We start from the raw sequence: 13,625 nt of genomic DNA, 5'->3' as shown, positions 1-13,625 counted from the left end.
ATTAAATAATAGTAAACCCTATCTCCTCAAGTTTAACTTTATCCATAGGTTTTAACTTTTTTACTGCCCAAATTAGGTATTCTTTTGGTCTTGATGATGCAACATAAGCAAACCTGGCATCCTCACTATTGGGATTTTTTATCCAATTTGACCAATGAGAGTCATTTCCAGCACGTGCTGATGAAATCAAAATAGTAACATCATGAGTCTCGCCTTTAGCTCCATGAATAGTTGATTTTTTGAATGATAGTGTGGATTTAGTTACCGCACCCAATGAGCTAGCTACTTCTTGCTTAGCCAAACCTGAGGGAGATGTTAAATTTACCTCGTTCAGTGGGGCTAATATATTAGCAACAGCGTCGGAACAAAACCGTTGATTTGGAAGATCTCGAATCAACGTTTTCGCACTTTTTGTCCAAGTTGACCAAGTAACTCCTATATTATGCAGTTCTTTGTTATGTAAATACTTTAACGACTCACACAAGAACTTACGCCACGTGAGGTTTGAGTATATTGATTGGGGGCAATTGAAGCTGTTTGGTTTAAAACTTTCTTTAAGGTGATGACGAATAAATTCGGAAAAATATTGTAAAGAATGACTTAACCCTTCCATATCATCAGGGTTATAGCTCTTAACAGCGAGAGCCAATTTTTGGATATTATTTAATTCAGCTAGAGAAGTTTGAAATTTTCTAAGTATTGAATGCCCACGTGATAGAACAACATTATTGCCAAACCCGTCACATTTTTCCTCGAAAGTACTAATTAACTCCGTAGGACAGCTAGTATATTGAAGAACCAAGCACCTTGATTCTAACCAAGAAACATTTCCGATAATATTTCCTCGACCTGTTAGTTTAGCGCAAAGATCAACGATATTCTGGCAACTTCGAAAATTTCTTGTTAGCGGTAAACTAGTAAAATTATTATCTACAACGAACTGTTTTACCTTAGCAGGATCAACATCTCGAAAACTATAAATAGCTTGATGAAGATCACCAACAAAATGTAATTTTGCTCCTTTGTCAGCTAGGGCTTTAAGAATAGTTAACTGCTCTACAGATAAGTCTTGGCATTCATCTATGATGAAAAGCGGGTAGCGCTTTACAAGTAGCTTAACAAAATGATCATATTTTGCGTCTGTTAGAGCTTCAAGGGCTAAACATTCGATATCTCTGTATGTTGCCCAGCCTCCTTTTAACATTTTATTCTTTGTTTCTATAAGATTATCAATTTCCCAATCTTTGAGCACAATGGAATTTAACGCTCTATTTAATGCTGGCTCTCCTGTTTCAAAAATTACACTGTCATTTATTAGATCGAAAGAGTAATGATGAGCACTTACTTGTCCTCGCTTTGCATAGCTATATTTCGTTTTATAGCCTATGTGTGAGCTGGGCTCGATGATACGAATTGATGAATCACCGTCTTCGCCAATATACCCCGTGAGCTCTATTGAGATTGGGGATACAATGTTTTTATAGATGAAACTATCAAACGTGCCTAAGAAGTGAGGGAACATACTTCGACCATGAGGAAGGTACTTTGATATTCTGATTTTAAGCTCGTCAGTGGCACTATTAGCAAAAGATAGGGTGACTAAACCACCAGGACTTCCTTTCCAATTTGAGATTTCTTTACTGACTTTGGCCGCAACAACTTCAGTTTTACCACTACCAGGACAGGCTTCTAAGAATGTATGCACGGCTATACTTGAGTTTACGTAATGAAGTTGCTCTTGGGTAAACTCAACGGTCATTACTCTTCCTCTGCAACTTCTAGCGATGAAGCCCACAAAATTGCATTTTTAATGTACTCAGGAACAGTAAAAATAAAGCCTTCACTCTGAATTTTATCGGTCATAACCTGAGCGAACATTCCTTTGCCTATATTGTCATCATCAATTCGCTTAAGAATTTTATGAGCAGCTTCGGCAACTTCCTTTGGTGACTTTTCAGTCCAATCAATTTTCGACATTGCGGTAAACTCTTTAATGACGGGGCTTTCATTTTCTTTAGGCTTAGGCCATAGGGAAGCAATTATTCCAGACATTAATGCAGCATTATTGCCTTCCATCGCTAAGTCGTACTCCAATGTCTTGTACTTGCTTACAAACAATCGAGCATCAGTTGATTTACTAATTGAATCAACAAGTTTGAGAGCATGATTAGTCCCATTTTTCATGTTGCCTTCGTAAGGAATAAAATCTTCACTGACTTCTTTTGTTTCTCCTGCATTTTCGGGATCAGGAATTTCTTTCTTTATTTTTTTGGGAGGATCTAAATCGGTCAATCCTGCACACCTTACTGGAATATTCTGACCAACATCTTTTTCTTTGGGATCATCAGTAGTTTTGATGTTGCAATAAAGTTGCATAAAGTGCTTAAAGTAGATTCCATTAAGGTTAATTGTTGATATACCAAGGTCTTCGAGGCTTTTGTATCCGTCCTTCTGATCTTTTAAAACTATTTTGGCCAAAGTAGGGATTATCATTTGCTCCGCAATCCCTTCAACCAAAATTACACCACTCGCAAATAACAAATTAGATTTTGTGACATCTAGCCAGCGGTTGATGAATTGACTACTAGTGGAATGAAGCCCGCATGTTCGTAATGGTGTTGCAACAGGGGCTTGTGACTTAGACAAATGAATGATTGACTCAAGTTCGACAGAAGAAGCTAAAACAGTTGAATGTGTAGTGACAATTACCTGAACATTTTTGTTTTCTTCTGCTACTGATTTTAAGTGATTTAAAAGCCTAATTTGTAGTTGTGGATGTAAATGTGCTTCAGGCTCTTCAATTAATAGTAATTTAAAAAGGGGTTGCTCATCATCTTCATCATCAAGTGTTAGCTCTGCAAGGATTGAAGCGATATAGAGTAGATTGTTATAACCTAAACTATTTTGACTAAGACCGCGAAATAACTCCTGACTATCAGCAGATAAATCAGGAAAAAATAATAACGTTAGGCTTTCAGCAATTTTAGTAAAATCACTTTCTGCAAACTGAATACTTGTTTTTTGTCCAAAATGATAACCAATTGCTTTAGTCAAGTTTGCAGTGATGAGTTCATTTGCTTTTTTGATACTTAAATTATCGTCAGTAGCTAAAGATGTGTTGAAGTCTTTCAGTTTTTCCTCAAGAGGGTGTAGCGTGTCGTCTTCTCTACATTGCTTTAATTGTTTACGGTTTAGCGCTTTAAGTAACTTAGATAACCTAGATTGACGGCCATTCGAAAGCTTTGACTCTGCATCCCTTAATGGTGGTAAATAAATGCATTGAATAAGATCAATCAATTCAGGGTCAAACTGTGAGCTCTTCGAATTCCCTCCCCAAATGATTTTTTTGAATCGACCTCGTATTTCCTTATTTTCAGCTTGTAAGGTCAATAATGCTGTATTGGAAGCTCCAACCCACGGAAGAAAGGCCACTTTATCCTCTACATCAAGTCCATCAAACTCAGCACATATTGAAAAAGATAAAGCGGCTTTTCCCCCAGTGATGAACGGGCTGAAAAAGTCATCGCTGGATATGCTATATCTCCCAGACTCAGAATCTTGAAATAATTGACGAATAGAACTGATGATAGCCGTTTTACCAGCCCCATTTTCACCCACTATCACGTTTAGCCCATCCGTGAACTCAATCTCGAAGCTACTATGAAAGCATCTAAAGCCTTGTGCTTTTAGTTTGCGTAAATACATACACACCTCAGTCCATTATATTATTATATTGGGCAAACTATGATGGTTGCCTAATTAGTGATTATTCCTTCACTGCTATTATTACAAAATACAATGAACTACATAAGACCCTATATCATAAACTCTATTGTTACTTTTTATCACGCCTGTTTTTTTAGTTAGCAACATTGCTCTAGTTTTCAAGAATTAAAGAGTTAATATTTTCTGTTTGGCTCTAGCCGACCATGACTGGTTTATCTCTTCTTCACTCAAATTTTTCTTATCGGGATGGTCTAGAAAACAGTCTGAAACAGTAAGTTCTTTGATGTTTTTGCGATCCCACTGCATCGCTTTTTGTTTTCTTTCAGTATTACTCGACATTAAATCGTTTAAGATTTGTTTATAGGTTGATGCTTCTGAACGATAAAAAAGAGTTGATAACGTTTCTTTTGTTTGTAATTCAATTTCAATTGCGTAAATCGTAAAGCCTTCACTTAATTGTATTTCCGCATAACAAAATTGCCGAGGCTTCCCAGCAATTAAATGTGCTGAGCGGCAATTTACTTTTGGTACATTTCCCTTCTCAACAAAAAGCTTCCAACCACTTTCTTCCGCCAATGTTTCTAGCATGATTTCAAATAATTGTAGTTTTGCTGAAGGTTTAATTGGCTCAGGCTTATCAAGTTTATCAATATCAGCTCTGGGACGTTTTCCTGTGTTTTTTCCTTGTTTTATACCAACACTATCATCCTCTTGGTTTTCAACTAATTCAGGCTCAGTGCCCTTAGGAAGAACTCTTACATTTCGAGGACTTCTGCGTAGCTCAAGATACGTATCAAAATGAAAGCCCGCTTTATTTATATTAATGGTGTAGCGCTTTCCTTTAGATCTAGGAGAGGATGAGGTGTCTATTTCTTTAGGATTAGTAGCAGGCTCAGAATATTTTCTCTTCTTTTTATTTTGATCTTCATTCTTATCATCTTCAAGATTGATATAATCTTCGGGATGCTCAAATTCAATTTCATGTAGCTCAGGTGTGGGAACACCAGCAATTGATCTGATTTCATTCACATATCGATGATTCCCTTCACCTTTACTCTGTAAACCAGTATACCCACTCCAAGTGATTGAACTGTTTTCAATATTAGGTGGTGTAAAATTGAACGTCCATCGCCTTGAATTTTGAGTTTGTTTGCTCTCACTATTGATTAAACCGAAAATCGAACCAAAACTTTTCTTAGCTGAATCATCAAACATTAACCAAGCAAAAAATTTACGATACTCTAGGCTATTTATAAAGTTTAACGGTACATGACTACCAAAAATTATTTTTCCTACCCAATCATTCATTTCTGCTTTAGCTAATTGATAAGTGTTTCCCTCAAGAGCTAGTGTTCTAACAATTTCTGCAGATTGAAAAAGTAACATTCTTGCAAACTCGCACAAAGGCAACCACATAGTGTATTCTTCAAGTTGTATTTTATATATCAATTGATGTTCAATTTGACCTTCAAACTCTTTCAATAGTTGCTTTTTCTGCAAACTTTGTGGCATTTCTGCATAAGTAACAATCTCCCAATTATCCTGGTTTGGCAAAACAAAGGCACTTGTAAAGCCTGTTTTATGATTAACAGTATCAGTTAATGGGTATGTTTTACCGACGGTTAAGGCTGGTAATAAATCAATAGGTAAAGATTTTCTAAAATAGCTACCACTAGGTTCTTTGAAATAACATACAACTTGCCAATCTCCACCAGGGTTTTGAAACCAATCACCTATGAGCATCAATTTTGAACCATCAGGTATTTGAGTAATACTAACCATTATGCTGCCACCACCGCTTTATGAATTAATTTGAAAATGTAATGTTCAATATCTTCTGTGACGTACTCTTTACGAATTGATGCTAAACGTAGTAAGCGCCATTGTTGTATTGGTAGATTTAATGCCTCTAATGCCTGATGGGCAATACGTAATCGAAACTTTCTGTAATCTACTTTATTTTCTTGATTGAGCTCCAACCATTTCGCTGTTCTTGGTAAATCGGTTAAATGTTTTTCAACTGAATTTGGGGTAGGTAGCTTTTTAATTAAGTACGTTTTGCTGATTCTGGGACGTTTTTTGAGGGTAGTTATTTCAGTTATATACTCTTGAAGTAATAAGATATTTTCTTCATCCCACGCTTTATAATCTCTTTTGTATCGATTCAAATTAATACGTTTAGCGTCAGGTGAGTTTTTCTTTAACCAGTCTCTATCGTGCCTATATAACCATGCATATAGGCTTCCACCATTATCTGTATTCCTTAAACATTTAATCCCTAACTCGATATTTGTATTACATAAATCAAGCCAGGCACATCTTTGTTCGCTTATATTTTTATTCGTTTTTTGTAGAGCTACAAACTTTCTATCTTTCTTATTACTACTTTTGGTTGGGAATGCATTAACCATTGTAAAAATTTCTTCTAACGATTTATCAAATAGAAAAGAGCTCCAAACCATTATGTGTCGAATGGGATGAAAAGACTTTCTGTGCTTACGAAAAATGTCTACTAACCAGCTATTGTGATAGCTTTTGGGTAAATATTTTCTAAAACAGGTGTTTTCCCAGTCTTTAATCAAGTGATCATAAATAGCTTTATGATCGACGTAGTTACCATTCATCATGTTTAAATCTAATGCTATTTTTTTATAAAACATAGTCCATTGACAACTAGAACAAGGCTTTATCGTTTTTAAATTTAAGAGAGCATAAAAGCGGTCAATTAATTTACATTCTTGTTTACTGAGAGAAACAGCTGAAATTAGCTTATTTTTATTAATGTTCTCTGATGCGTGAAAATGATGTTTTTGAATCGAATAAAAAGGTATTTGCGAATCAATCAGTTCGCATTGATGCGTTAAACAAACGTTAATACATGGTAATTGATGTTTTCTCAGCCAATAAGTTTCTCCAAGTTTTCTTTCTTGTTCTAATGAACAAATAGGGCAATAACGAAAATATTGATTTGTTTTAATACTAGAAGCTGCAATGCCTGCTCGAGTATGAATGTTGCCACCAAAATTTGACTTCATTGATGAAACTATAAGTTGAGCTTGTTGACCCGATAGGAACGGAATATACAAATTTGCCATTGTATGCTTATCAATCAAACTAGAAGCTGAAATAGACCACACAACAGCCACTCTTTCGCTAAATGCATTAAGGTGACTTGGTAAGTCAGGTATTGCAACAGCTGTTCTTTTTCCAAAGACATCATGAATTACAGCCTTTTGATTAGCTGTTTGGCCAGTATGAATGCTATATCGTGCAATCATGCTATATAGCAATTCATCTTCATACGCTTTTGGAAAATATGCTAGCAATATTAACCTGCCAAAAACTGCTTTATGGGGTATATGTGACCATTTTCTTTTAAAGCTTCATACATTGTGCCTGACTTTGATGAATATACTTTACGAAGGTCAGACTGTGATAATTGCCCCCAATCCATCTCTTTAACTTTATTTGATGTACTCTTACTTATTTTCTTTGGCCCTTTTTTAATATTGGCTGTACTTGTTGTTGTAAATGAAGATGTTGCTTGATGAATGATGTCGATAAGTGAAACTTCGGGATTCGATGCTATACAATCTTGTACAAGTGGACGTACTATATCCTCAGTTACCCCCATTGAAATAAGTGTTGAAATGGCATTATTCACTACGTCATTTTGTAACGAATCGCCTGTCTCTATTCTTTTTGGTATTTTCAACGGCATTGCTTTTAAATGATCAAAGCCATTGAGTAATCCACTTTCAATCTTTGGTATCACAATATCTTTACAGGCCTCTAAAGCTTTCTTATCATTTGTTCTAAGAGCATCTAACATGGGCTTTACAATAGAAAACTCTTCTTCAAATACATCATTAAATAACCCCGTAGTCAGACATTCTTCATCTGGTGACTTGGCTAGTAAAATAGCTCGAGCTTGAGCAAGACAAAAAAGTTTAACTGCTATGTCTGGTATACCTTGTGATAATTCATAAAGTATATGAGTAAAAGCTTCATCAAGTTCAGTGTGCGATTCCAGCCATTGATACTGAAACAATTCCAATAAAAAATCATCCCAGCTTTCATCAAATGCCATTTTATCCCAAACAATACTACCTTCACCTGATGCTCTGCGAGCTTGTCTAAATTCATTTGAAAATAAACGGAGCGCTGTTGGTGTGCCGATTAATACAATTGAAACTTCAACGACATTAACTAATGTCACTAAGAAATTTATCATTTTTTTCTCGCCACCACTTTTAGCGAGGTTCATATGCTGGAACTCATCGACAACAATTAACCCAATAGCATGAATTAAACAGAGGTCAGCTACGTCCGCAATCATTTTGCCTATAGTGGGTCGACCTGCAGTATATTTATCTCTGTAACGAGTATTTAACCTTTTATCTAATGCAATAAAAAAACTTTCGCAAAACTCTGATAACGAGCCTTCATAAGGACAATCAATTTTTATCCATGGCACTTGCAATAATTGATATTCAGGATGGTAAATCACCTTATCGTAATTGTTTAAAATCTTATTAGTTGCTGTAGATTTCCCTGCACCTGATATACCTGAAATAGCCATCGATGATGCATTAGAGTTACTTTCGCTATGTACATATGAGGTTAAGTCTTGATTTTGAATTATCGACCTCATTTGATTTAACTTACGCTTGAATGTAGCTGTTTTTGGATTCCGCCCAAGATAACTTTTACGTATAAGTTGGGAGAATTTTTGTTCAAGTACTAAATGCGTGGTTTGAGGGACAAAAAAATCTCGAGTTAAACGACTAATAGCATGTACCCTAACATGCCCTTTTAAGTTAATTTCTTTATCGTCAAATTTAGGTCTCTTATTCAACATTTCAACAACATCATTAACACTGTTTATTGGCGACAAAGCTGCGATAAGCGGGTTATCTGCATATTCGGGTAAACCAGGATCAATATACTCTGCTGTTTTGAAATAACTTTGATCAGAACTATTCGTCATCGCTATCACTCTTTAATAGGCTTTTAAGGCTGGTAGGTAATTTATAGCTTTTGGCTGCTTTTTTCTCATTATGTAATGAAGTTACATTATCTGGTTGTAGATTATCGGTCTGATTACCATACTTATTTGCTCGCTCATTCTGTCTTTCTATACGTTTATTTTCTCTTATACCGGTCACTTTTTCTGATTTTGTTGATGGCTTATTAGTAGGCTGAAAAGCTTTAGAACGAGAAGCTATCGTTTCTAAATCATTAACTAAATTAACAGAACCAGCTCTTGATTTTAAACTGGAAGTAGCAGCCACATCGGCATTAATATCATTACGTTGCCAAACTTCCCACATGGTCAAGTCTTGATATGCTCGACTTCGAGGAGCTAAGGCAGCTGTAATAAAAGTAGAGTAATTATCATTGAGCCTAAGGTAAATCACATTAGCCGAGTATAAATCATAAGCGATAGTTACTTTTTTGGGGCCGTTGTAGTTGCCCTCAAACCAACCCCAGTCCAGAGCTTCTTTGCAAGTGTAATAGCAATTAAAAAGCTTTAAGCCTTTTTCTGTTACTGTAGCTTCGGTATGCGGTAATAAATTTACTTTTACAATGTCAGAATTAGGCCTTCTTAAACGGCCAGTACGGTATTGAATTCCCCATTCCCATAAATCAAGTGGGTTATAAGGTAAATCATTAGGTAGGTCTTTATCTGGATCGTACTCACTCAATGTGTGTTCATTATTGTAAAAAAGGACTATTTTTATCATCATTTGAGTAAACTCTTTTAAAGTATGAATACTGTCTTGACGATAATCTTTCCCATGCTTTTTTTTACCAATAGCTACTTTGGTAACGTAGCCTTCCACAAATGGCTTCATTTTAACTTGTACTGTTTTGAAGTAACGCTCTACAATGCCTTTCCAATCTGCTCTATAAGGTGGGGTATTTTCAATATCGACATGAAAAGCTTTGCTCAACACCTCAATATGGCGACCTAAAATTTCACCTCGATCGCCAATAATAGTCTCAGGTAAGCCTACCGTAGGCCACATATTCTCAGTTATTTCTATATCGAATTGTTTACAATATTCAACTTTATCAAGTACCGTATTTGACAATGCTTCCATAGCACTTACCCATGATGCATTTTCTAACCCTATATACATACCAACAATTGCTCGACTAAAGACATCAACTACAAAATACATAGTAGGCCTCCCTATTACCTTATTCCTATCATCAGCTGAGACAAGGTATACATCTGCGATTGTGGCATCAATTTGGTATCGACTACCAGGTCCAGATACTTCAGTGGTAGAAGAACTCAGGACCGGTCTATAATCCTTTTGATAGTTAATTTCACCTTTTCTCTTTCTGGTAATCTCAAGGGAAGTGTATTCTTTATTATAAAAATAACGAAATTGGCGAGCAGTAGGTACTTCAAGCAAATGTTCTGCTTTACAAGGCAAAGGAACGCCAAAGGCTATTAATACTTGGTTGTAAGCATAATCAAATTCATACTGGTTTTCATTTAATAAGCATTTTTCAATAGCTACTCTAAAAATAGCTTTAATATTGTCATCGACATTAACGCCATCTCCTGGTGTTCTCGTACGCGGAGCACCAAGCTTCTTTTCCCCTACTTTTCTGCTTTTACCTAAGCCGCCACAACGATTGTATTGGCCGTTTAGTGTGTTTTTACACATACCTAATTGCCAATACCGTCGGAACCAACGATATACTGTTTGCTTTGTGGCTCCACTTTCTTGTATTACTTGGTTTAGTAATACCCCTCTTTGTTTTCTTAAATATATATCAGGTACGTTATTAACAGCATTCTGAATAGCACTCCAAGCTCTATCTTGAATACTCTCAGATTTTGAACCTTTTTGAGGAAAGGTCATTGAAACATTAATATGTGGATCTTCGATTACTTCTAATTCATTTTTCGCCATCAGATGTTCAAATTCGTCTCTAGAAGCATATTCCGGCAATGCATTATCTCGATCTATATCAATATAAAATATTACTTCAGGGTTAGACCAAAGTACTCTTAATCTCTTTGAGTTTATTTGATGTACATCGTTAGGCATGAACATATTCATGCTCCTTATCGATCCAAAAATCTGAAGCTTTCAAATCTAATGAGTTTAGAGATTTATGGTTAATATTCATGAGATCCCAAGTGAAAGCATTTTGTGCTAATAGATGCCTTAGATAAGATAAATATGTGCCACCATCGACTTTATACTGATCATCTAGATACTTCATTACCACAGCTATTTTATCGCTTGGATGGGTAAGTATTGCCTCATTTACTGCATTAAACACATCGATCTGACTTGCTTTATTTAAATCATAACTATGCATGTGTGGTAAGAGCCACTTAATATTTTGAATAAGTATGAAAGGAACTTCATTCTCGGTGAAAAGATACCACTGGATACCCAAGCTTTCCCAGTAGCGCCGTTCTAATTCTTGTTTTTCAATAACTCGGACATCTTCTAATTCGTCACTATATTTAACTGAAATTGCTACTTGAACGACTTTGTTATTTTGCAGGGTGTCTAAAAGTAAGTCAGTAGTCATAACTTGGGTTACACCACTTACTGCAGGATGGGGAATTCCAAGGCGCTCTGAAATTTTGGCTGTTTTTTCGGGATCGAGAGGAAACTGCTCTTTAATATCGGTGACAGAAAGATTCCAATCGAAAAGTAAAAAAGTGGAAAGCTCTAAATCAGATAATAAATGCACGATACGGCCATGAGTTAGTGCCGGTCTTCTATGAACTCTGCCTTTGCTAGGCACATCTCTGACTGTAAGAAAGGGTTTATAATGTTTACCGTCACCTTGACCACGTTTTTCCACCGTTAAACGTTTTATTATGGCAGGCTTAATAAGTTCTACGATTGTTTTTGGGGCTGGTACAAGAAAGTCTTTCATTTATAGGTCCAGGCTATTCTGATGAATTCAGAATAGCCTAAACCTTAATAGTATGAAACTAATTTGTAAAGTATGATACTTTATTGGTTAGTATGGTACTTTATTGTAAAATTACAGGACAAAAATGTGGGAGAGTAATAATTATTCAACCGTAACACTTTTGGCTAAATTACGCGGTTGGTCAACATCAGTGCCTTTAATGATAGCCACGTAATAAGATAACAACTGTAATGGCAATGTATAAACGATAGGCGCTATTAAATCATCGCAATGAGGCACGTTGATCACTTTCATGGTGTCATCACTTTCAAATTTTGCATCGGCATCGGCAAAGACATACATCAAACCACCACGTGCGCGTACTTCTTCAACGTTTGATTTTAGTTTTTCAATGAGGTCATTTTGCGGTGCTACGACAATTACTGGCATTTCAGCATCAATAAGCGCTAAAGGACCATGCTTTAATTCACCGGCAGCATATGCTTCAGCATGAATATATGAAATTTCTTTTAACTTAAGCGCACCTTCCATTGCGATAGGATATTGATCACCACGGCCTAAAAATAAAGCGTGATTTTTATCAGCAAAATCTTCCGCTAAATCTTCAATAGAACTGGCTAACGCGAGCACTTCATCCAATTTATTTGGCAAGGTAAGCAGTGATTGTGCAATATCATGTTGGATATTTTCACTCATGCCATTATGTTGGCCAATAGCTAATGTCATCATCAACAAGCCAACAAGTTGCGTGGTGAATGCTTTCGTTGAAGCAACGCCAATTTCAGCGCCGGCTTTGGTCATAAAGGCTAAATCAGATTCACGCACTAATGATGAACCCGTTACATTACAAATAGTTAAACTAGCGCGATAACCTAATTCTTTTGCTAAACGCAATGCAGCTAACGTATCTGCGGTTTCACCCGATTGCGAGATAGTAACGATCATGGCATTTTTCGGCACATGCGATTTACGGTAACGAAATTCACTAGCAATTTCGATATTACAAGACACACCGGCTAACGACTCTAACCAATAACGTGCCACCATGCCTGAGTGGTAACTGGTGCCACATGCAATAATTTGCACATGTTCGATGTCTTTAAAAATGGTATCAGCACCATCGCCAAAAGTATTGATGTCTAACGTGTTACCAAGTAAACGGCCTTCTAAGGTATTTCGAATAGCAGTTGGCTGTTCATAGGTTTCTTTAAGCATGTAATGACGATATTCACCTTTGTCACCACTGTCTTGCGCGACTTCACGCTCTTTTGCTTCACGCTCTACAACATTGCCATCGATATCATAAATATTAACTGAAAAGCGGGTAATTTCTGCTACATCACCTTCTTCTAAGAAAGAAAATTTACGCGTAACAGGCAATAATGCCAACATATCTGAGGCAATAAAGTTTTCACCAACCCCGTAACCTATCACTAATGGGCTCCCTGAACGAGCGACCACAAGTCGATCTTTATCTTGGCTATCCATGACTACGGTACCGTATGCACCATCAAGCTGAAGCGCTGTTTTTTGCACGGCTTGAACGAGTGAATCTGCGGTCTTTAATTCATGATGTACAAGATGTGCAATCACCTCAGTATCTGTTTCAGAAACAAACACATAACCTAACGTTTGTAGCTTTTCTTTGAGTTCTTTATGGTTCTCAATAATGCCATTGTGTACTACCGCAATATTCTCGCTTGAAATATGAGGGTGAGCATTTACTTCACTTGGTGCACCATGCGTTGCCCAACGTGTATGCGCAATACCCGTTCCTCCACTAAGCGGTTGTGTAGTTAATGCATCAGCAAGTTCTTGTACTTTACCTAAACGACGAGATCGCTGTAACTGTTTATCATTATCAATAATAGCTACACCAGCTGAATCATAGCCTCGGTACTCTAGACGTTTAAGCCCCTCTACTAATATATCTGCCACATCACGTTGTGCTACTGCACCGACGATTCCACACATAT

Annotated in this window: 8 protein-coding genes; all 8 read right to left on the bottom strand. The window is 36.5% G+C overall.

Translation table 11 applies throughout. The features are described 5' to 3' along the window. Position 1: 1 nt before the first annotated feature. The 8 genes from RM573_RS11885 to glmS all read right to left on the bottom strand — a co-directional run bounded on the left by RM573_RS11885 (position 2) and on the right by glmS (position 13,623). Complete coding sequence (locus RM573_RS11885) at positions 2-1,759, bottom strand: UvrD-helicase domain-containing protein (protein WP_311582086.1); 1,758 nt, start codon at positions 1,757-1,759, stop codon at positions 2-4. Next, positions 1,759-3,705 (bottom strand): ATP-dependent nuclease, encoded by a 1,947-nt coding sequence (locus RM573_RS11880; RefSeq protein WP_311582083.1) that lies wholly within the window; start codon positions 3,703-3,705, stop codon positions 1,759-1,761. Before RM573_RS11880 ends, RM573_RS11885 begins: the two co-directional genes overlap by 1 nt. Positions 3,706-3,891: 186 nt before the next feature. Then, positions 3,892-5,508 (bottom strand): hypothetical protein, encoded by a 1,617-nt coding sequence (locus tag RM573_RS11875; RefSeq protein ID WP_311582080.1) that lies wholly within the window; start codon positions 5,506-5,508, stop codon positions 3,892-3,894. After that, positions 5,508-7,052 carry a TnsD family Tn7-like transposition protein gene (locus RM573_RS11870; RefSeq protein ID WP_311582077.1) on the bottom strand — a complete coding sequence of 515 codons (1,545 nt, stop codon included), beginning with the start codon at positions 7,050-7,052 and terminating at the stop codon, positions 5,508-5,510. The genes RM573_RS11875 and RM573_RS11870 overlap by 1 nt, the downstream gene beginning before the upstream one ends. Positions 7,053-7,054: 2 nt before the next feature. After that, entirely contained in the window at positions 7,055-8,716 is a 1,662-nt protein-coding gene (locus RM573_RS11865; RefSeq protein WP_311582074.1) for an ATP-binding protein, read from the bottom strand. Continuing rightward, positions 8,706-10,799 carry a TnsB C-terminal domain-containing protein gene (locus tag RM573_RS11860; protein ID WP_311582071.1) on the bottom strand — a complete coding sequence of 698 codons (2,094 nt, stop codon included), beginning with the start codon at positions 10,797-10,799 and terminating at the stop codon, positions 8,706-8,708. The genes RM573_RS11865 and RM573_RS11860 overlap by 11 nt, the downstream gene beginning before the upstream one ends. Further along, positions 10,792-11,649 carry a TnsA endonuclease N-terminal domain-containing protein gene (locus tag RM573_RS11855; RefSeq protein ID WP_311582068.1) on the bottom strand — a complete coding sequence of 286 codons (858 nt, stop codon included), beginning with the start codon at positions 11,647-11,649 and terminating at the stop codon, positions 10,792-10,794. The genes RM573_RS11860 and RM573_RS11855 overlap by 8 nt, the downstream gene beginning before the upstream one ends. A 141-nt stretch (positions 11,650-11,790) precedes the next feature. Continuing rightward, entirely contained in the window at positions 11,791-13,623 is a 1,833-nt protein-coding gene (gene glmS / locus RM573_RS11850; RefSeq protein WP_311582065.1) for a glutamine--fructose-6-phosphate transaminase (isomerizing), read from the bottom strand. Positions 13,624-13,625 lie beyond the last annotated feature (2 nt).

Source organism: Thalassotalea castellviae, from assembly GCF_031846185.1.
GTDB lineage: Bacteria > Pseudomonadota > Gammaproteobacteria > Enterobacterales > Alteromonadaceae > Thalassotalea_H > Thalassotalea_H castellviae.
The sequence above is the reverse complement of the archived record's forward strand: the minus strand, read 5'-3'. Positions and strand labels throughout refer to the sequence as shown.